Below are 21,182 nucleotides of genomic sequence, written 5' to 3'. Positions count from 1 at the left end.
CCGATATGTCGGACGCATTCGATCAATGGGTGGAATGGCGCTGCAAGCCTCTGGGCGACAGGCGCAGCATTCCTGCCGATCTCTACGGCGCGGTGATGTCACTGCCTGAAACCGATCGATCGGACCGGCAGAGGGTGAACGAGGCGGTTCGCCGCCATGACACGGCTCGCCGCGAGGGCAGGACCATATGGCTCTACCTTGATGACTACGAGAACGGCGAGTCGCGCACGATGGGCGATCCCGAATGGGTGAAGGTATTTGCATCGGGGCGTGCGGCCGACGCCTGGCTCCAGGACAACGATCCCCAAGGCGTTGCCTGGGAATATGAAGTGGAAGGCGGTCCAGTCGAGGGATCGGTGTGGCTCTGCTTGCCCGATCCGGCGTCCAAGGCGATCGGTGAGCCCGATTGGATCAAGCTCTTTGCCTCGAAAGAGCGCGCGCAAAAATGGCTTGAGGAGAACGAGCCAAAGCGCGACATTTGGCAGTACCCGGTCCAGGAGTGACGCGCATGAGTACGTTCGTTGACAGCTCGGTGTGGTTCGCTGCGGCCGCCAAGCGGGACGCCCAGAATGAGCGCGCCAAGTCGATCCTTCAGAGCATCGACCAATACCTCACGACGGACTTGGTGCTGGTCGAGACGTGCCAGCTTTTAAAAGCCCAATTTGGCCGCGGCGCGGCGGAAGTCTTCTGGGAGCGGCTGCGCGGCACCGGGGTTCGGATTGAACCCATCGTCCGCGCCGATCTGGACGCGGCTTCGGAGATAGGGGCGCGCTTCCCGAACGAGAGCTTTTCCTTCATCGACCGAACGAGTTTTGCCCTGATGGAGCGCATGGGGATCACGCGAGCAGCGACCTTCAACCCGGGCTTCCCAGCGTACCGACCCCACCGCGGTCGCAAGCGCCCCTTCCAGATCCTTAGCGACGGCCACAGCGAAGTCTTCGTGGCGCTCAGAGAAGCGCTGCTTGAACGCCGGCCCGTTCAGGTAAGCCGTGACGGCAAGTGCCAGACGGTCTGCCCTTACATTCTGGGCCACGCCACCGGCGAGGAGCGCGCATTCGTCCTCCTGGTGGATGGAAGTTCGCGCACGAAGCGTCCGGTCCAGGCCAAGTGGATCTGCCTTCGGCTGTCGAAGATCGAGGACGTTCGCTTTGCCGATGAGCCCTGGATCGAGCAAGACTACCCCGGTCCGGTGCAGCGATGTGTCGATCAGGTGCACTTGGAGGCGACGCGACTAGGACAGCCTCTGGCATAGCGTGGGCTAAGGTCTGTACTCACAAACGTCGGCTCCACATGCCAAAGCGGAAGTCACCCCGCTTGAGCGTGATCGGCGGCTCGTGACCCAAACCGGGCCACTACAGCAATCCGCCCTTGAAGCGAGTGGACGTGGAGCGCATGGGGAAGTGGATTGACCACCCATTTCTGCTCCGCAGCTTGCACAGCTTTGCGCGTGCGTATCAAATACCCCCTTTGAACAGGCGCCCTCGAGCGCCATTTCAGCGGGAGAATAGGACTCGTCTAGTGACTGCATTGATCTTCGCTCTCACCGTCTCCGCATCCGCACAGTCAAACCGCCAAGAGCTGAAGCGCGCCGATCTGACAGGCACCGATATGGAGATTATCGTCAGCGTGGTCGACGTGCCGCCGGGAAACGAGCTGCCTAGACATACTCACCATGGAGAAGAGGCCGTGTACGTTCTCGACGGCGCCACATTATCGCTTCCTGACGGCAAAGAAGTGTCGTTCCCCGCCGGCAGGGTCTCCATCAACAAACGGGATGTCCCTCACGCCGGGTTCAAGATCGCAGGGGACAAAACCCTCAAAATGCTGACTGTCCACATCGTCGACAAAGGCAAGCCGCTTGTCGAGCCGGCGCATTGACTGGCTCAATTCATGATGAGCAGGACGCCGCGCGGATGCGGTGTCCCGCTGTCCTGAAGGAATGAGTGATTTTGCCGCTTGCGCTGAGGCACATTACCGGTCCAGCTTCTAGTCCATCACCTCGGTCTGGCGCTTGGCGGTCGACCGGCAGCAGGCTTTGCAAAGCGGCTAATGCTGCCGGTGAGCAAAGATACGCTTCTTCGGGTAGTTCGGCGCCGTAGCCATCCCCCAGCTGGCCCGCTAAGGGTTATCGGCATTGATGACTGGGCTTGGCGGCGCAATCACCGATACGCGAGCATCATCTGCAACCTGGAAAGGCGCCGGGTGGTCACCCTGCTGCCGGATCGTGAACCAGCGACCGCTCAAGCCTGGGCTCATCCCACGTCGCAATCGTCGCCCGCGATCGTGGCGGGGGATATGGCGAAGCAGCAGCAAAGGCCCTGCCGCACGGTGCAGGTCGCCGATCGTTGGCATCTGATGGAGAACGCCAGTCGGGCTTTCCTCGATTCCGTGCGCAAGTCGATGCGCCAGATACGCATCGTCATCGGTGCGACCACGATCGGTCCCAAGCTGCTCACGGCCGCTGAGCGCCTCCAGTATGAGGGCTATCTGCGCCGCGAGGAGACCAACGCGGCTACCCTGACTCTGTCGAATAATGGCTACCTATCAAGCAGAGCGTGCGTCAAACCGGCCATAGCAGGAAGCTGGTGCGACAGGTGGTCCGCGGCGAACGTCACGACGACTTCCGAACCCGGAAAAGTTCGTTGGATATGCACTTGCCGTGGTTCGACGATCAATGGGCGTCCGGCTGCCGCAAATGGAGCTGAACTTTGGCGCCGCTTAGCAGCGCGTGGCTTCCGAGGCTCGCTCCGCGTCATCAGCGAATGGGCAACTCGCAGACGACAGGCTGAAAAGGCCGACGCGCGAAATCTTCAGAGGATTCCGTCTGCCAGGACGATCGCGCGGCTAATGACAATCGGCCGGGACTTGCTAACGAAAGCGGAGACCGTCACGGTAGCGGCAATCGAAGCCGGGGTACCAACCCTGGTCGAGGCACGCGAGATCATTGCCGAATTCCACCTGATGATCCGACGCAAGACCGAGGCGGGCCTCATCCCATGGATCGAGCGGGCCCACGCAAGTCTCGTCGCTTCGTTTGCTAATGGCGTCGCCAAGGATGAGCCGGCAGCGGTGACGCCGCTGCGGCGAACCGGTCGAAGACCGCCGCACTGATCCGAGTATCAAATATGCACCTCGTTCTCGGGTGACTCCCAGTTCGCCAGGAACGTCCCAGGAAAATGCGAGGTGCAGGCCATCACGTGAGTGATCGCATCCACGTCGTACTCGTCGCCGGAGCGGAAAGCCTCGAAGTAGGCGTTGACGCGATTCACGCGCTCTGGGTGGCGAAAGGGGCGGTGAGTGTCCCGACCGTCGCTGCCACCGCGAACACGCGACTAAAGCGCGAGGCGATTCGGATTGAATCGTCATCGCGCTTGAGATTGTTGCTTATGCGCGATCTTTCGGTAAACTGCTTCGCGCTTTTGCGGAGCATGCTGTAGCAGCGCGACTGCCCGATGATCCCAACGCAGCCGGCCGACGACAGCTTGCACCCAAGCTTTCTTCCCATCACGCACACCAGCCTACCGGCCTCACGGTGCAGCTCAGGCTGCAGCGAAGCTCTGGTTGTGCTGCTGACTCGGCTGAGCAATTCGTGCCTTCGCAGTCCCAGCGGACCGGCGCGCCAAATCGCCGTCTCGACTCTGTGGCGGTGGTTCCGCCTCGGCCGTCTCGTCTTTCGAGGGAGGGTTGTGGCCTGTTTCCGGGCTCAGTGGCCTAATTTGATTTGGGGGGTGGCCCAATTTGGCGCTTTCCTATAGCCAGGACCGGATTGTAGGCGTACAGGTATTGCATCACCGCGCGATCCCTTAATGGCAGCTATCGGTGACCGAGAGACATCACAGCGCTCCCGCCTTGGTTCGGAGCGAGAGCTATGTCCCTCCAGTCGGCGCGAGACCTGCCTTCTCCCACAGACAGTCAGATCAAGTGTGACCGCTGTGCAGTCAACCCCCCACTGCTGCAAAAACTCCTGAATCCCCGAACTGGCGGCACCGTGCGCATCTATAGATGCCAGTGTGGCCAGCAGATGTGGCGCGAGACCCAAGAGTAAGGCGCCTCAGTTGGCGGCCTCTAGCTCAATCTTCATTTCGACCGGGTCGCTATCCAGATCATAGACCTGAGAGACGTTCATTGCGAACGTTCGAAACCAGCGGACGCGTTGGGCGGCAGGCCAGTCACCGGATGTCGGTATCTTTTTCAACAGCGCGATAAGCAACGGATCGAGCCCAAGCTCGCCAAGCCCATCATCACCGCCGTTGCCGCCGCTACCATTTTTATTTTTGTTCTTTTCGTCCTGATTTTCTACGGGTCATTCGCGTCGAATTGGTCGCCTCATAGCTATATCTCAGATGTCGAGTGTCGGCCGAAATTGGCCGCCTAGGGAAGCATAGGCGGCTATCTCAGCCCCTACATCCTTCCCATTTTGATGTCCGGGGCGCCTCGCAAAACAAATCGCGACTGCGGGATGGTCATTCATGATGCATACCTTGGCGCTGATATTTATATCGCGGGCGCCCGCGCCAGGTTTAACAGTCTCTTGGCAAGAAGGGCCAACGCATGAAGATCAAGGACTTTTAACTGCGGAGCGACATTCAAGGGCAGCGCAGGTGGTGACGCTGCTTGCCGTTGGCATGGGAGCTGGAGCTTCCGAGAAGCGCATTAAAGCAACAACCGGTTCGCTTCGGGCGTCAGCACGTAACGCTCGCCTGTTTGTCATACCGCTTGCCATTCCGGCTCAGCAAAGTGGCTGCTCGCCACGGAAGCGACGGACGTTTCTGTCCGCCGCTCATCGCGTCGTGGCGCGGCTATTTCTGCACAGCGAATACCCAGACCACCCCGCCTTGCGGCACGTTGTTTTCAACCCCGACGTTCTGGGTGGCGAGCGCATCCTGGATGCGTTGCGCGTCAACGCCCCAGCCGGACTGGATCGCGATATACTGGGTGCCATCCACCTCATAGGATACCGGCATGCCCATGATGCCTGAGTTGGTCTTCAGCTCCCACAAGAGTTCGCCGCTCTTCGCATCGAAAGCGCGGAAGTTGCGATCGTTGGTCCCGCCGACAAAGACGAGATCGCCCGCGGTCGCCAGTACCGAACCGAACAGTTGCGATTTCGGGAACTTGTGAGACCAGACTTTCTTGCCGGTTGCGGGATCCCAAGCCTGCAATTCGCCAATGTGTGTGGCGCCGGGACGGAGCGTCAGACCGATGTCCTCAGGCTTGGTGCCAAGCCATAGTTCGCCAGGCTTCAGCGCAACCTTCTCGCCGGTGAAGCCGCCGCAGGTGTTCTCGTTGGCCGGCACATAGACGTACTTGGTCCTCTGGCTATAGGCCGCCGAAGGCCAGTCCTTGCCGCCCCACAGTGACGGGCAGAACTCGACCCGCTTGCCGATCACCGGCTTGTGCGCAGGGTCGACAATCGGCTTGCCGGTCTCGGGCTCGATGCCTTTCCAGACGTCTGTATGAACATAGGGCCAGCCGGCTACGTAGCTGATCTTGTCCGGCTTACGCTCCAAGATCCAGAAGATGGCGTTGCGGCCCGGATGGATCAGGCTCTTGACCGTGCGGCCATCTCTTTGCAGGTCGACCAGTATCGGCGCCTCTACTTCGTCCCAGTCCCAGGAGTCGTTCTGATGGTACTGGAAATGTGTCTTGATCCTACCGGTATCGGGATCGAGGCCGAGCACGGAGCTCGTATAGAGATTGTCACCCGGGTGTGCGTCCCCCGGCCACGGCGCAGCATTGCCAATGCCCCAGTAGATGGTCCTGGTGTCCTTATCGTAATTGCCGGTCATCCAAGCCGATCCGCCGCCGGTCTTCCAGTCGTCGCCCGTCCAGGTTTCGCTGCCGGGTTCACCGGGCGCTGGAATGGTGAAGGTGCGCCACAGCTCCTTGCCGTTATCTGCGTTAAAGGCCACGACGTAACCACGGACGCCGAGCTCACCGCCAGAGCCGCCGACGATGACTTTACCGTCGATGACGAGAGGCATCAGGGTGAGATACTGACCTTTCTTATAGTCCTGGACTTTGGTGTCCCAGACCACCTTGCCGGTCTTCGCATCGAGGGCAACCACGTGATCATCGGTTGTGGCCAGATAGAGCTTGTCCTGCCACAGACCGACGCCGCGATTGGTCGGATGCAGCTGGAACAAATCATCCGGTAGCTGGCGCTTGTAGCGCCAATACTCTTCGCCGGTCTTGGCGTTCAGGGCGATTACCTGTCCCATCGGGGTGGTGACGAACATCACCCCGTTGTTAACGATCGGGGGCGCCTCGTGGCCCTCGATTACACCGGTGGAGAAGGTCCACACCGGCCTGAGATTCTTGACGTTGGAGGTGTTGATCTGCTCGAGCGGACTGTAGCCCTGCCCGTCGTAGGTGCGTCGGTACAGCATCCAGTTACTAGGTTCCGGATTTTCCAGCCTGGCTTGTGTCACTGGACTGTAATTTTCAATCGGCCCGCCGAATGCGGCGGCCGAGAAAAAGGTCGTGCACGCAACACAACCGGACAATAGCCATTGCCTTTTGGTCATGGACGTCATCTCCCTAAGCTCTTTCTCTTGCCGACCATAAATAATGCGACCAACTGTGGCACGGGAATCCGATGCGACTACTCGTCACCCTCCTTGTTGAGCACCTACCTTTCCAACGAATGCTGCAGCGATGGTGAGCGAGCCGTCGGCGGTTGCAAGCGGCAGCGCTGCCAAACGCCGGGGCGCGGGTCCGAACACGACTTGCGCGCTTTCCCGCGGATCGAACTCGGAATTGTGACAAAAACATTTGAGCACGTCGTTGTCGCCGGCCTCGGATTTCAGCCAGCCGGTGACAGCACATCCGGCATGAGTACAGATCGCCGAATAGGCTACAATGCCCTGCGTGGAGCGCGAGCGCGTCTCCTCGTCCATCTCCCCGGGATCAAGCCTTATGAGAAGGATTTCGTTCAGCCGCGAGCCGTTGCGGACAACCGAAGTCTTTGCGTCCTTTGGCCAGGCATGCAGCGGCGCCTCACCGAGCCTCACGTCATCGGGCACGATGATGCCGCCGGCGCGGTCACCCTCTGAGACCACAAGAAGGTCGCCTTTCCTCGGCCGATCGCTGCTGCCGGGCTGGTCTTCCTGCGCCGCAGCGAACCTCCTCACCGTTAGAAACGCTCCGAGCGTGGCGAAAAAAAGCGACCGTCGCGTTTGCTTCGGACTTCGCATTGGTCCGTCTCTAGCCCCACTGTAGAGCCTCGAAGTCAGGCACGTGTGTCTTCTCGAGCGAGACGCAAGAGCAATGGACTACAGGGCAGGCGCGCGGTCGCGCCTGCCTTGGCGAGGCTCAGCTCACCGCTGCTTTTCGCCGCTACCTGGCGCCCCCGTGGAGGTGCCACTGGTCGAGCCGGTTGTCGGCGCAGCAGTGTCAGTCTTTCCAGGGGGATGAGCAGAAGCACCTGGCTTTTCCTGCTCACCGACATAGCCGGACTCGCCGGACTGGCGGGTCTTGATGCCCTTGTCCGCCTCCTCCTGCATCTGCGGGTTCGGTGCCGTCGGCTGCTGGGCCAGCCCCGGTAAGGCGAACGTAATTCCAACAGCTACAAGCATCGCAACGATTGTGGTTCGCATAGCAGTCCTCCCCATCGCAGCGCGCACTTTGTACGACAACGAACGCACCGGCCCGCAAAAGTTTCCTCGCTCATCAGCCGTATTTGCGAAAAGGCGATACCGCACAAGGCGGGCGAGTAGACCCGGCTTTAGCAGGCTGTTGAAGAACTCATCCGCGTTCGCAAACGAAGGCTGAGTCGTCGCCATTGTGGATGTAGAAGTGGCCGACGAGCCTGCCCGCAGTGCCGATCATGACCCATCCGCGACCGCAGGCAGGGTCATTCTCGTCGTGCCCTTCCCATGAGAACTCCGCACAGGCCGAACCGTCTCGCGCGCCGTAGCGGACGTCGAGGAAGCCCTTGAGAGCCCCAAAGGCGATTTCGCCATCGGACTTGCCCTCGAAGGTGAGATGCGCCTCTTCGACAAGATCGAGGAAGTCGCTGTCCCAGACGTCCATCTCGACGATGCGCCAGCGGCCGGCAAAGGCCTTGGCGAAGCCGGGCACCTTGGCCATCAGCCGGTCTCCGCGATCAGCTTGGGCAGTCGCACCAGATTGTAGGCGGTGGCAGCGAAGGTAAAGGCCCATGCGACGCGATCACGGCCACGGAAGCTGGTCTTCTCTTGCCCGGCGACCGTCTTGATCCAGCCGAATGCCTCCTCGATCCGCTTGCGGATGCGCTGGCTGACGGCATAGCCGCCGTGCCGGGTCGTTCGCCCGTCAATCGCCGAGCTGCGGCCGCTGGTGTTCTGCGCAACATGCGGCGTGACGTTCATCGAGCGCAACTCATTGACGAAGTCTTCTGCATCGTAGGCTTTGTCGGCGCCGAGCGTGATCGCCGTCGGCCGGTCGGCATAAGGCTCGATCATGTGCAGCGCCGCCACCCGTTCGGCATGCCCGTCCGCCAGCGTGAGGCAGGCGTCGATGAGCAGGCCGTGGCGGTTCTCCATCAGCCCGTGCCCGATGAAGCACAGCTTTGTCTCCTTGCCGTTGCCCTTGCGGTAGAGCCTGGCATCGGGGATCGGTAGTCGAAGCATGGGTGGCGTTCGAGCGTTTCTGGCCATGGAAGTCCGCCTCGGCATTGCGGCCACCGCCTTGCGCCGGCGGCTCGCCAGAGCTGTCCTTCGGCCTGACGCTCTTCATCGAGGCCCAGGCCTCGATCAGCGTGCCATCGACCGAGAAGTGATCGCTCGATAGAAGCTTCTTCACCCTGGGCTGCGCCAGCACCGCTGCCAGGAACTTCGCCGCGATGTCGCCTTCCAGCAGCCGGTCGCGGTTCTTCGAGAACACCGAATGGTCCCAGGCCGCGTCGTCAACGCCGATTCCGACGAACCAGCGGAACAGGAGGTCGTATTCTAGCCGCTCCATCAGAAGCCGCTCGGAGCGGATCGAATAAAACGCCTGCAACAGGATCGACCGCAGCAGCTTCTCCGGCGGGATCGACGGCCGCCCAATCGGCGAATAGAGCGCGGCAAACTCGCGCTCCAGCACCGCCAGCGCCTCGTTCACGATCGTCCGGATCGCTCGCAGCGGATGATCACGCCGCACCCGCGCCTCCAGATCAACGTAGCTAAACAGCTCACCCGTTCGATTGTCGCCGCCGCGCACACACCATCCACGAATCTCGTCGGAGCCAATGAATCACGATCGTTGGTCCACGACGAGCGCCTTTTTCAACAGCCTGTTTAGAGCGACGTTCCGGCGGCGGCATGCGCGATCGCCGCGCTTGGAGGTGTCCGACGTGCCCGGCGGCTTCTAATCGGTGGTCGGCATCAGGTAAGGACATTAGCGTAGCGAACAGCGATGCAGCGGCACCTCGACACTTCCGGGCTCAGCCGTCGCCGGCGATGTTTTGACGGGCGCGCGTCCTGTGGGTGATCAGGCCGCAACGCCACCGAACTTCTCGGTTTTGAGGGCGTCGAACCACCCACCTGCACTCGCGCCGCCACGTTCCAATAGAAGGGGGGTGTGCGTGCTAACGGCTCGCGGTCATCTTGCCGCGCGGTTAAAACGCGCGCGACAATGCGTAGCATTGTCTTTCTGATTGCACTGGTCGTCTTTAAAGAGGCAATTTTACGATCGTGGGTGCGCTCTTCAGAGGGGCCAGCACATGATTGAGCTTTGGATCAAGTGGTTTGAGTCCCTGGCCTCGGTCGAGGGGCTGGCAGCCATCGTCGTTGTTGCCGTAATGACCGCTGGCGTTCTTACGCTGATTGAGGGGCGGCGCAGTAGGACCAAAAAACATTAGCTGCAAGAACCAAAAGAACAGCCAACTGGACCAGGGTGGTTCCACAAAGTAAGTGGCCCTATGAGATGCTCGTATGCAGGAGGATCGAATGATCGCTTCTCATGCAAGTTGGAATGCTCCTTGGCGAGAGACATTCTGCATCTTCGTGCTGTTGAGCATGCTGGTCGCGGCTCCGGCCCTTTTGATAATATTCCTGCTGGAATGGCAACTCGTCTTACCAGCGCTGAGTCTTCTGTTTTTTTCGGATGCGATGATCACCGCGCTCTTGGCCCTGGCAAAGTCAGGGACTGCAACGGTAGGCAAAATTTCTCTGTGGGATATCGCAGGTGCGTTCACAATGATCGGTTGCGCCGCAGCGATTTTTGGCGAGCCAGATCAGGTAGCACTGCTTTTCGGGCAGACCGCTGGACCGCATTCGGACGCCGCTGCCGGAGATAGATACCTTAGCGATCGAGCCGCGATGGACTAGAACTGGATCTGTATTGGGGCTCTGGAGGTGACTCGAATGGGTCGGGCTGGCAGATAAATACGCGCCTCGCTCGGAGCCGAACCTGGGGCCATGACCCTTGATAGACCATCTTCATACGGATGTTCTTAGCGCACTCGTGCAGGTCGTTCTGATTGACCTTGTGCTCGCTGGTGATAACGCCATCGTCATCGGCCTTGCTGCAGCGGGACTTCCTCAAGGGCAACGATCCAAGGCCATTTTGATCGGGATCGTCGCCGCGACGATACTGCGTCTTCTCTTAGCGGGGATAGCCACGCAAATCCTGCAGATCGTCGGCCTTCTGCTCGCTGGCGGGATCCTGTTGCTGTGGGTATGTTGGAAAATGTGGCGAGAGTTGCGCACGTCTCCCGCAGGGTCAACTGTTTGGAAAGGGACCATAGGGGCCATTGCAGAAAGCAAACCTCGCAAAACGCTCTTCCAAGCGAGTTGGCAGATTATCGTGGCCGACGCTTCCATGTCTCTCGACAACGTCCTTGCCGTCGCAGGGGCGGCACGCGATCATCCAGTAGTCTTGATTTTCGGCTTGGGGCTTTCCATCGCGATGATGGGCCTGGCCGCTTCTTTCATTGCCGGCCTTCTGCAAACTCATCGATGGCTCGCTTACGTCGGACTGGCCGTCATTCTCTATGTGGCAGTGGAGATGATCTGGCGCGGAACATTGGAGATCATGAAGGTCGCATCGGTATGAGGGCCCTGTTGTGTCTGACGGCACCGCATGCCTAGAATTTCCCAGTTGTCCGACGAGATGCTGTATGCTCCACTCAGGGGAAGGCTGCACTGCTTTGCCCCTATCACAGCCCCATGCCAAATTCTTGCGAATGCCACCGCTTGGGAGCAATCTTGAGTTAGCCAGCTGGTTGGTCGCGGATTTCGGCGTTGAGGGTCACGTGTCCCCTTTCTCGAATTTACTGATCTTGCACAAATTGATGGCCGCGTTTGCAGCCGTGATAGCCGTCATATTTGTGAGTGGCGCAATCGTATATGACAGACTTGGCGTGATCGAAGAGGCCAAAAACTGGCGTGTCCATACCACTGACGTGTTGGACACGCTAGAGATGGCGGTGGCCGCAGCGCTTGATCAAGAAACGAGTTTGCGCGGTTATTTGATCAGCGGCGATGAGAAATTCTTGGATCCATACCGCGAGGGCGGCGACAAGTTCATCGCGGCGATCCGGAAACTTAGAGCACAGACATCGGATAACCAGGACCAGCAACACCGGCTTGATGAATTGAACAAGTTGGCGACTATGTGGCGCATCGAGACCGCCGAGCGCGAGATCGCGCTGATGGCGAATCCCGCGACTCGCGAGGAGGCGCGCACGTTGGAGGGGGCGACCGGCAAAGCTGCCATGGATGCAATCCGTGCCAAGGCAAATGAAATCGAGAAGGCTGAGCGCGATCTGTTGGCCAGGCGTGACGCCGTGCAGAAGCAGGCGTACGCCACTGCATACACGGCGACCGCGCTGGGCGCCGCAGCCTCGCTCCTGATTGCGGTATTGATGGGCATCCTACTGACGCGCGTTATCGCGACGCCGATCACCCGAATGACCGGCGCCATGACCGCACTCGCAAAGGGCGACACTAGCATCGACGTGCCCGGGATTGATCGGCGTGACGAAATCGGCGCGATGGCGGGTGCGGTCGAAGTTTTCAAGAAGGCTGTCATGGAACGGCAAAAGACCCAGGTCGAACTCGCTCATGTCAGTCGTGTCGCGACGATTGGGCAGCTGACGGCTTCGATTGCCCATGAAGTCAATCAGCCGATCTCGGCTGTGCTCACCAATGCGGACGCCGCCTTGAACTGGCTCGGCGCTAACCCGCCCAATCTAAATAAGACCCGCGAGTCCCTCGAGCACATTGTCGCAGATAGCCGACGAGCTGGCGAGATCGTCGACCGTATCCGCTCTATGGTCAGGAAAGCGCCGGTACCCAAAAGCCGCCTCGACCTCAACGAAGCCGTCCTGGACGTCGTCGCTATGGTCCGAAGCGAGGCGGTGAGGCATGAGATTTCGCTACAGACGCAACTGGCGGAGGACCTGCCGCAGATCGAAGGTGAGCGCATTCAGCTGCAGCAGGTGCTCCTGAATCTGATCCTCAATGCCATCGACGCCGTGAACAGCGTTGAGGATGGCTGGCGGGAGCTGCAGATCAGTACCGAAAGGGATGTTGCGGGTGATGTACGCGTCTCCGTGCGAGACTCGGGCCCGGGGCTCGACCCGACGAGTGAAGAACTCGTTTTCGAAGCGTTCTACACGACCAAATCGCACGGCTTAGGGATGGGCCTGGCCATTTGTCGGTCGATCATCGCAGCTCATGGCGGCCAGTTGTGGGTCACGAGGAATAAGCCTCGGGGGGCCGTCTTCCAGTTCACCCTCGCTCCCCACCAGGACTAGGCCGTTTGGCCAGAGCCAGTGGGCTGGGCCTATGCTTGGAGATTGAGTGGTGCGCCGATTTGGGCTAGCTCCTCCAAAACAACGTCTTCCCCTGCTCCGATTCTTAGCGCTCGGCTCCAATCACACCGACTGTGATCTACCAGGTCCTCAGATTAGAAATGAAGGCTGGCGCGCGCCTAAGCCTCGGTAGAACGGTTGCTTCGGCACAACCGAGCGTGTCGCCGCCTTCGTGTCCGGCGCGTTGCCGTTGTGCTCGTCCTCTGGTCCTGATCTTAGCCTTCGCAAATTCTGTCGATCGATACCCGGAAATGGCAGCACTCGACATGACTGAAGACATCATCGTTCTGGGCGGCTTGGCCACCCTGTTCTGCTGGACCTACAGCTGCTTGCCACTGATCTTTTACAACTGAGTTTCGGCACGCTGGGGCTGCGGCCGAAATATGCCGGGCGAAAGCGCCTCCACTCGGCTCGATTCGGGATAGGAGGTCGCCCAGGCGAGTAGTTCAGAAGCCTCCAGACGGGGCTGCCGCAGACCACGATCCACTTGGCGGGCGCGCGACTTCGATGGAGGGTCCGCCTGCACCTCTACTGCGCTATCAGGGTCAGATCGGCTGCCCTCGCCCGCAATTCGAGGCATGATCGTCGCGCGGGGACGAGACATAGAACTTAGCAGACAACGCTGACGAACGGGACCATTGACGCTTGTCGACGAGGCCGGACACGCTCCGACGCCCATCAGGCCGATGGCAAACACCCAAACGAGCAGCGCGTCTTGGATTGGCCAGGGGGATTGCCATTTCCTCTTTCTGGATACCTTCGGCGGACTAGCCGGCGTTTGCCGAACGGGTTCGGAGGAATGCAATGCCCTCTACAGCCGCCTCGATGCGATGATGCCGTGTCCTTTCTCGGAGGGTACCAATGACTGACGACTCGTTCTTATTGTTTGAAGAAACTTTGTCGCGCGACAAAAATGCGCCTGCCGGAGTGCGAAAAATGGCAGTACACCCCCCGACGTGCGGCACTCGGCGTTGCCGCTACGGTACGGCTGCAGCGGCCGGCAGACCTGACAAGTGCAATAGGGAGGGTCTCTAATGCGCGATTTGCTCCTTAAGCTCTGCGTAGGCACAGCGGCGATATTGGCCGCCGGCGCGGCAGTTGCCAGCGACGAACTTCTTAGGATGTCGCAGAACCCGAAAGACTGGGTGATGCCGACTGGCAACTACGCCAACCACCGCTATTCCCAACTCAAGCAGATTACCTCTGACAATGTGGCCAAGCTAAAGGTTGCGTGGACGTTTTCGACTGGTGTCCTGCGCGGGCATGAGGGCGGACCGCTGGTGATCGGCAATGTCATGTATGTGCATGGACCATTTCCGAATCCACTGTATGCGCTTGATCTCGACAACGACGCCAAAATTCTCTGGAAATACGAGCCAAAACAGGACCCAAACGTGATTCCCGTTATGTGCTGCGACACCGTCAATCGCGGAGCGGCATACGGCGACGGGAAGATATTCTTGTACCAAGCCGATACGACGCTGGTGGCCCTAGACGCAAAGAGCGGCCAGCCGGTTTGGTCGGTCAAAAATGGTGATCCGTCAAAGGGTGAGACCGGAACATCGGCTCCCATGGTGATCAAGGACAAGGTATTCGTCGGCATCTCTGGCGGCGAGTTTGCGGTTCGTGGTTCGCTAAACCGCGTACGACGTAAAAACTGGGAAACAGGCGTGGCGTGCGTACTCGATCGGTCCGGACAATGAGATTCTCATCGACCCGCAAAAAACAACAGAGCTCGGCAAACCGGTCGGCCCGGACTCGAGCCTCAAGACCTGGCAAGGTGAACAGTGGAAGCTCGGCGGATCGACCACTTGGGGATGGTACTCATACGATCCTGAGCTCAACCTAATTTATTACGGCTCCGCCAATCCAGGAACGTGGAATCCAAGCCAACGACCAGGTGACAACAAATGGTCAATGACCATCTTCGCGCGAGATGTCGACACCGGAGTGGCAAAATGGGTGTATCAGATGACACCCCACGACGAGTGGGACTACGATGGTGTCAACGAAATGATCCTTGTTGACCAGACCATCGGGGGTACACCTCGGAATCTGCTCGTTCACTTCGACAGAAATGGATTCGCCTACACCCTCGATCGCGGCAGCGGCGAGCTCCTGGTCGCGGAAAAATATGATCCCGTGGTAAACTGGGCGACGAAGATCGACATGGACAAGCGGTCGCAGACTTACGGTCGTCCGCTCGTGGATCCGAAATTTAGTACGCGGCAGGAGGATGTGAATGTGACTGGGATCTGCCCAGCTGCACTTGGAACCAAAGACCAACAGCCGGCCGCATTCTCGCCTGATACGGGCCTGTTCTACGTCCCGACGAACCACGTCTGCATGGACTACGAGCCATTCAAGGTGAGCTACACAGCAGGGCAGCCTTATGTCGGCGCTACACTGTCAATGTATCCGCCTCGTGGCGAGAATCATATGGGCAACTTCATTGCTTGGGACGCACGTACTGGCAAAATCGTTTGGTCGAACAAAGAGCAGTTCTCAGTGTGGTCCGGCGCACTAGCAACGGCGGGAAACGTTGTGTTCTACGGCACACTCGAAGGGTATCTCAAAGCTGTCGACGCGAAGACGGGCAACGAGCTTTACAAGTTCAAGACGCCCTCAGGAATCATTGGAAACGTGACGACGTACGAGTATGCAGGCAAGCAGTACATTGCCGTTCTATCGGGCGTCGGCGGCTGGGCCGGTATCGGCCTTGCAGCCGGTCTTACCGAGCCAACTGCGGGTTTGGGTGCTGTTGGGGGCTACGCTGGGCTACGCGATTTTACGACGCTGGGAGGGCAGATCACTGTTTTCTCATTACCTTAACGCAGCCGATCCCTGTGAACCGAGTGTTCAGCCGCCACGGTAGTTCTCGGGCAACTCTGCGAACGTAATAGTGTTCGGCTCCAGCGATCGGCTGATAACGCTTTCGTAAACGCGCAACGCATGGGATAGCTCTCCGAACAGGGCATGAAATTCCGCAACTTAGGCGAACGCGCGAAGCACGTTGGTCGGATCGAAACCTTGCATCGCAAGATCGATGGCGGTTTCAAGCATCAATTGAAACTCGTCCTCGATTGCTGTTCATCATCGCGACCTCATTCCTGCACCCCAGTGAGATCATGGAGACGCTCGATGTACTATTCGGCGAATGATATTTGCTGACTTTTCAGCACGCCTCCTCGTCGACCGGCACCCGGTTCGATCATTCAGTCAACTCGCGACGTGGGCTGACATAGTCGCGATCGTATCTTTCTTGGCGCCGCTTGCGGGGGAGGCGGGCGGCTTTCTGCGGATTCTGCGAACGTTAGGGAGCACCTGTTGTTCGGCAGGTGCTGGGGGATTAATCGCTCCAAACGAGGGGTGTCTGACTAGGACAGCACCCAGAAATTATTCCAGGGATTCAAAGTTGTGAATCCGATGCGAAAGAACGCGCTGGAGCTAAGGTTCGCAACAGGTCTTGCAAGACGATGGCACGCAAGACAAACAGTCGAACCGAGTGCGAACTCAATCGTTCCTGAAGCCGGCCGCGGGGGCCGCAAGCAATGCCGATGGCCACTAGCGCCTTCGGCCGGTAAGCTTGGCTCGGCGTGGACGCTTGCTTTTCTGTTTGAGCCTCGTTGGTTTTGCGCTCTTCTCAGCCGCGAGAACTCGGGCTCGGACTTCCTCTAATTCAACGAGTGCAGAAACGATGCTCTGAAGACGTTTGCGAATAGCAGCAGCAGGAATGACTGCTCGACTGCGGGTACTCATTAGACGCCCCTACTTACTAGCCCGCCATTGGCCAGCCCGAGTTGTTCCCAGGGGAACAGTCGCAATGTCCTGCCGGATCGCTTATCTTAGGCACATGCGTATGGCATACGAGCTCTGCCTGTCATTCGGCGCGCTGATTGACCCCTTGTCGGCGCCGAAGAAGGTTGACCCCGGCGGGCAATGGCGAAGCCGTTGAACAATTGCCGAAAATACATCGAGCGTGGGGTCAATGTTGGGCTCTGACTCATTTCTGATGAAGTTCGCCGGCGACTGTGGTTCTAGGTGCATCCCAAGCAAAGTTCAAACCCAAAGCGATGGCGCTTGCTGAGGAAGGTGCCTCTATGCAAGACAATCGGCCCCGAAGTGCGAGAAGTGCAATAAGAGAAATCCCCCTGTGCCAGTATCTCTTGACGGCGAAATTCGCGATGGCCGCCATCATATGCAGGTCCGTATCTATTTCGAAGATACGGACGCCGGCCAGATTGTTTATCACGCGAATTTCTTGCGCTTCATGGAACGCGGCAGAACAAATTACTTGCGTCTGCTCGGAACGAATCAGCAAGAGCTCCTCAAAGAAGCGCAGGAAGATGCGCCAGGCTTTGCTTTCGTAGTCCGTTCGATGAGTATCGATTTTCTAAAGCCAGCAATCCTGGACGACCTACTTGAAGTTGTCACGGTTCCAGAAGAGGTAAGGGGTGCGTCGATTACCCTGCTGCAGGAATGCAGGCGCGGGGACGATCTTTTGGTCACGGCCCGCGTGCGCGCGGCGTTTATCTCAGGCGGAAAAGCGCAACGTATCCCGAAGGCGCTGCGGTTCGCCATAGGAGGAGCGTAGAAAAATCGACGCTTGTTTACGCTATAGCCCTCCAACGTCCCAATGAAATCAAGGCGCTGTGTTGCGATGTTGGCAAGCCAGAGTTCTCTACGCTATTATACGATGAGGGCTCCTGCTTTATCCTATAGCGACCGAGCCTACTCCACATCCCTACTGCATGCCCATCCGCTTACGACCCGAATGCAGCACAATGCAGTCACTTAAGAACTGCGATCAACTGACCCACAAGCTTTTCGCGATCTGCGGCACGCAGCTTATCAAGATTGATCTGCTTCCATCGGACTGCGGGAAGCTCTGCCGCTCCATCGACGCCCAGCAGAGTCCAATCTGGCTTCCCGAGCTTGAATCCGATCAGAAATTCCCGATGCTCCTTCGGCATCTTTCCAGATACCTCGGCGATCAAGTTCTCGCGGGCTCTCAATAGCTCATCCAGCGAGACCGGATCTGAGGTCATACCCTCGAAGCCGTGCTCGAATTCCTGGCGGATATCCTTTCGCCGCGGCGCCACAACCTCCGAAATAGGCCGATCATGGCTGATGAGATAGACGATGAAAGCGCGCCTCAGGTCGTCGCTGATTCCCTCATTCGCCAGAAGATCGTGGATGTCAAAAAGATCGCGAGGATGTTGACGGTCAAGGGCCGCGACGATTTTTCCCGCGTAGAGGTCGAAAAACGAGACGACTTGTGTCTCCGCAAAACCAAAGCTCTCCTCGACGTTGGGACGTACGGATCGCATCTCGGGATCGAAGACGCAACCACGAAGGACGGGAGTGACTTCGATCTTGATCTGAGCGCCAGCCCTTTGAAGTGTCAGCTTGGTAACGATGCCTTCCGCGCGGTTCACGACCTCATTCAACTTGACGCCCGGAATTCCCTTGCCAATGGCGACAGCCATTCTTTTCATGCCCGCATCGATCGCGGCCAGCGATTCCGGCCGGCCGGCGACAGGCAGGTAGGTTAAGTCGATATCGACTGACAAACGCGGCATATCGCGCACGAATAGATTGATCGCAGTCCCGCCTTTGAGAGCAAAATCCTTTTCCGCCGCAACGAATGGCAAGGTCTCGATTAGCAGCGCAACCTGATGCCGATAGCGTTCAGACAGGGGCACTGAGATCCTCCGGCACGGTGATCAAATATTTCGGATCGAGCCTTCCGCCTTTCACCAGCATGCGCTTTCCTTTCCCCAAATCGACCTTGTCACGGTCTATTTGCTTCAGCCATGAATGGTTGTGCCGGTCGGCAAACCAGAAGAACAGCCTTTTGACTTTCACGCTTCGGCAATCGTCCAGCAGCTTTTGCAGCTTGCGGGGACTGAGGTTGCGCAAGCCCTCAACAAGCATGTCAGCCTGGTGGAAGCTCTCGCTATTCGGCAGCTCGTCGAGCAGTTCGAGCAACGCGCGCTCGGGCGATGAGACGGTGAGCGGCCATTCGCCCTGGCCCCATATCTGCTTGAATGGGCCTGCCTGGAATTCATCGGCGGCTGCGCCGGTATTGTTCTGGACATTCCAGGCGAAGTTCTTGAGCCCCTTCGTCACCGGATCGGCTTTGAAGAGCGTTGTGCTCTTGCGGAATGTGAAGCGTTCCTTGAGCGGAAGCTTGGACAGCCAGCTGGGCGGAGCAGTGGGACCATATAGATAAACGACGGTCGGCCCTTCAGCCCGGAGGTAGTGCGAGAAGCCCTGCAATTCGAGCGCGGTTCGCCCTCCGACGATCAGGGGGCGCTCAAGCAGCGTCTGAAGCGATATGACGGCCTTCTGCCATGTCAGAGTGCCAAGCGGACGCTTGAAAGTTCCACGCGTCGGCTGAACCAGCCAGCCAGCCGAGACATACTGGCTGCGCAGACCTGTCGAATAGCCATGTTTCGTCATCCACCCAGCATCGACCAATAGGCCTTCCGGGAGGGTACGTTCAAGGTGGTTTAGTTTACCGCCTGAATGCTCAGTCATATTAAGCAATATAGCAACATTTCAAACCAACGGCAAGTTTATAGATTTGCAAATTTGCTAAGGCTGACTATGCAGAAATCTCATGATCAAAACCCGGCTTGCGGGGGCACGCCCAATCACATTTCGATCTCCAATGCGCAGCCATGGGTGAAGCGAGGCGAAAAAGGGAAGCCGTCTTAGACGGGCCGTGTCCATGCAGCTCGGGGAAGACCGCGCGCCTTTGTTGCTTCAACGGGCAGGGCTGGCACAAGCCGTCCGCAGTCCTTGGACTCAAAGCGCTGCCTGCCACGGGACGTGTCGAAAAATGTTACATGAAGGAGCTGGGATAATGCGTTCCCCCCATCTCGGCCGAGCATATCATTTCGGATTCCGTCTGCCGCGTATTGATGGGCGACGGTGAGTTCTCGATCTCAGGCGTTCCCTGGCTGGAAGCGGGCGAAACGAAGATCATGCCGCCTCTCCAGACAAAATGCCTCTGTACCAAGCACAACAGCGCGCTGAGCCCGCTCGAAGCCTCTGCACATTACTTCTTCGCCTCCCTCAAATCTTATCTCGAACACGATGCCGGGTCGCGACACGCCATTCTATCCGGGCATGACCTCGAACGCTGGATTTTGAAAACCGCCAAAGCAGCTGCCGTGTCCCGCAACCTGGCACGCGGAAGAGAACGACTGTCGGGTGCGTTTTCGCGGGATGAAGCAATTCTCGACATGCTTGACGACCCCCGACATTGGTCCGAAGGAGAACGTCCATGTTAAAGCTACGGCTATGCTCGCAGGCGCCTCGCTTATGCGCGGTGGCGCATGCGGCACGTGGTGCGCCGTTCCGGGACGACTGCGCGATTCGCATGTGGCCATTACAAACGCCGCATCGGAGGACGCCGGCAAGAGGATGCTCGTTATTGCGCGGCATCAGTGGCCGGCGCTGTGGCTTGCCGGTCGGGCCAAACTTACGGATTGCACGTTCTCCGCGAACTTTCTGCGCTGCGTCCCAAAGCTCTTGCGGAACGATCTGCATCTTGGGGTTCTTGACCAAGAGGTGGCGTTCATCAGGATTGCGGCGCTTTTGTTTCTTCTGTGTCTCCGGATTGAGAATGGTCGAACGAACATTCCAATGTATTTCGCCGATATACAGCTCATTGCTGAGAATTCCGCGACCATGACGACCGGCCGTAATGCACTGATGATTCCAGGTAGTGCGCCCGGCCTTGTTCTTGTGGCGGGTGGCACCGGGCGAGGGCACGCCTTCGCTGGTGAGGTCGGCGGCAATCACTCGGGTTGAACGGCCCGCAACATATTCCCTGAAAATGCGGAATACGATCTTCGCCTCCTTCTTGTCGATCAAGCGCTCACCAGGTGCGCCAGGCTTCATCCGATAACCGTACGCATACGAGCCGGGAATTTTTCCATCCGCCACGGCGTTGTCGTGCCCGCGTCGAACCTTTTCAGCGAGTTGCGGCTTGTAGATGGTGTTGTAGAGGCTCGCGATGCTGATATTGGTGGCGGTCGCGTAAATGCCTTTCTGATCCATCAGGTCAACGCCGTTGAACTCGAAAATTTGCTTTAGGCGTTGGATCGTAGCGGGATCGCGCGATAGTCGATCGAAGTGCTCGACGACAATCACGTCAAAGTCATGATTTCGCACACCGTTGAGAAGTCGGTGGTAGCCATCCCGCGCATCCTCGGTAAGACCAGACTTCGCGGCGTCGACGAATTCACCGATAACATCCAGGTTGTTGCGTTCGGCGACCTTTCGGCAAAGCAATAGCTGACCATCAATTGAGCTGGCCTTTTGCATGTCGCTGGAATAACGGGCATAGAGTGCGGCCCTCATTTTCGGTGATACTGTCGTCATGCCG

At 58.6% G+C, this 21,182-nt stretch carries 16 protein-coding genes and 3 pseudogenes; 10 read left to right on the top strand and 9 right to left on the bottom strand.

Annotated features, from left to right (window positions below; all coding sequences use genetic code 11):
* Positions 1-5: 5 nt before the first annotated feature.
* From IVA78_RS05905 to IVA78_RS05890, 4 genes are all read left to right on the top strand, one after another.
* On the top strand, positions 6-503 hold the full coding sequence (locus IVA78_RS05905; RefSeq protein ID WP_247464808.1) for a hypothetical protein: 498 nt from the start codon (positions 6-8) through the stop codon (positions 501-503).
* A gap of 5 nt (positions 504-508) precedes the next feature.
* The gene (locus IVA78_RS05900) at positions 509-1,252 is read left to right on the top strand and encodes a PIN domain-containing protein (protein ID WP_247418309.1); all 744 of its coding nucleotides are present in this window, start codon (positions 509-511) and stop codon (positions 1,250-1,252) included.
* A gap of 266 nt (positions 1,253-1,518) precedes the next feature.
* Positions 1,519-1,878, top strand: a complete 360-nt coding sequence (locus IVA78_RS05895; RefSeq protein WP_247418299.1) for a cupin domain-containing protein — start codon at positions 1,519-1,521, stop codon at positions 1,876-1,878.
* Between the two features lie 171 nt (positions 1,879-2,049).
* On the top strand, positions 2,050-3,111 hold the full coding sequence (locus IVA78_RS05890; RefSeq protein WP_247459717.1) for a transposase: 1,062 nt from the start codon (positions 2,050-2,052) through the stop codon (positions 3,109-3,111).
* Between the two features lie 8 nt (positions 3,112-3,119).
* Here the strand turns inward: IVA78_RS05890 and IVA78_RS05885 are convergent, their stop codons facing one another.
* From IVA78_RS05885 to IVA78_RS05860, 6 genes and pseudogenes are all read right to left on the bottom strand, one after another.
* Positions 3,120-3,269, bottom strand: coding sequence for a hypothetical protein (locus IVA78_RS05885; protein WP_247280266.1), 150 nt, complete (start codon positions 3,267-3,269; stop codon positions 3,120-3,122).
* A 1,530-nt stretch (positions 3,270-4,799) separates the two neighbouring features.
* The gene (locus IVA78_RS05880) at positions 4,800-6,527 is read right to left on the bottom strand and encodes a methanol/ethanol family PQQ-dependent dehydrogenase (protein WP_247464801.1); all 1,728 of its coding nucleotides are present in this window, start codon (positions 6,525-6,527) and stop codon (positions 4,800-4,802) included.
* Positions 6,528-6,611: 84 nt separating this feature from the next.
* A complete protein-coding gene (locus IVA78_RS05875) occupies positions 6,612-7,196 on the bottom strand; it encodes a ubiquinol-cytochrome c reductase iron-sulfur subunit (protein ID WP_247416190.1) in 585 nt (194 codons plus the stop codon).
* Between the two features lie 123 nt (positions 7,197-7,319).
* Entirely contained in the window at positions 7,320-7,598 is a 279-nt protein-coding gene (locus tag IVA78_RS05870; RefSeq protein ID WP_247416193.1) for a hypothetical protein, read from the bottom strand.
* Between the two features lie 148 nt (positions 7,599-7,746).
* Complete coding sequence (locus IVA78_RS05865; protein ID WP_247280263.1) at positions 7,747-8,091, bottom strand: hypothetical protein; 345 nt, start codon at positions 8,089-8,091, stop codon at positions 7,747-7,749.
* Positions 8,091-9,183 (bottom strand): annotated as a pseudogene (locus IVA78_RS05860) (IS5 family transposase). The gene IVA78_RS05865 and the pseudogene IVA78_RS05860 overlap by 1 nt, the downstream one beginning before the upstream one ends.
* A gap of 728 nt (positions 9,184-9,911) precedes the next feature.
* On the opposite strand from IVA78_RS05860, the gene IVA78_RS05855 reads away from it, so the two are divergent.
* The 6 genes and pseudogenes from IVA78_RS05855 to ybgC all read left to right on the top strand — a co-directional run bounded on the left by IVA78_RS05855 (position 9,912) and on the right by ybgC (position 17,375).
* Entirely contained in the window at positions 9,912-10,292 is a 381-nt protein-coding gene (locus tag IVA78_RS05855; protein WP_247416196.1) for a hypothetical protein, read from the top strand.
* A gap of 97 nt (positions 10,293-10,389) precedes the next feature.
* Entirely contained in the window at positions 10,390-11,019 is a 630-nt protein-coding gene (locus IVA78_RS05850) for a TerC family protein (protein ID WP_247416199.1), read from the top strand.
* Positions 11,020-11,218: 199 nt separating this feature from the next.
* Complete coding sequence (locus IVA78_RS05845; RefSeq protein ID WP_247416201.1) at positions 11,219-12,724, top strand: CHASE3 domain-containing protein; 1,506 nt, start codon at positions 11,219-11,221, stop codon at positions 12,722-12,724.
* Between the two features lie 1,091 nt (positions 12,725-13,815).
* Positions 13,816-15,613: pseudogene (gene xoxF5, locus IVA78_RS05840) on the top strand (lanthanide-dependent methanol dehydrogenase XoxF5).
* Between the two features lie 251 nt (positions 15,614-15,864).
* Positions 15,865-16,097 (top strand): annotated as a pseudogene (locus tag IVA78_RS05835) (ion transporter); the annotation flags it as partial.
* An 837-nt stretch (positions 16,098-16,934) separates the two neighbouring features.
* A complete protein-coding gene (ybgC, locus tag IVA78_RS05830; RefSeq protein ID WP_247280257.1) occupies positions 16,935-17,375 on the top strand; it encodes a tol-pal system-associated acyl-CoA thioesterase in 441 nt (146 codons plus the stop codon).
* Positions 17,376-17,571: 196 nt separating this feature from the next.
* Here the strand turns inward: ybgC and IVA78_RS05825 are convergent, their stop codons facing one another.
* The 3 genes from IVA78_RS05825 to IVA78_RS05815 form a co-directional block, all read right to left on the bottom strand.
* Positions 17,572-18,486 (bottom strand): nucleotidyl transferase AbiEii/AbiGii toxin family protein, encoded by a 915-nt coding sequence (locus tag IVA78_RS05825; protein ID WP_247280256.1) that lies wholly within the window; start codon positions 18,484-18,486, stop codon positions 17,572-17,574.
* Positions 18,473-19,324 carry a type IV toxin-antitoxin system AbiEi family antitoxin gene (locus IVA78_RS05820; RefSeq protein WP_247280255.1) on the bottom strand — a complete coding sequence of 284 codons (852 nt, stop codon included), beginning with the start codon at positions 19,322-19,324 and terminating at the stop codon, positions 18,473-18,475. The genes IVA78_RS05825 and IVA78_RS05820 overlap by 14 nt, the downstream gene beginning before the upstream one ends.
* A 540-nt stretch (positions 19,325-19,864) precedes the next feature.
* Positions 19,865-21,178 carry a recombinase family protein gene (locus IVA78_RS05815; RefSeq protein ID WP_247280254.1) on the bottom strand — a complete coding sequence of 438 codons (1,314 nt, stop codon included), beginning with the start codon at positions 21,176-21,178 and terminating at the stop codon, positions 19,865-19,867.
* Positions 21,179-21,182: the final 4 nt, after the last annotated feature.

The sequence above is a fragment of the Bradyrhizobium sp. 137 genome (assembly GCF_023074095.1).
Lineage (GTDB): Bacteria > Pseudomonadota > Alphaproteobacteria > Rhizobiales > Xanthobacteraceae > Bradyrhizobium.
This window is presented reverse-complemented; position numbering and strand designations above follow the sequence as displayed.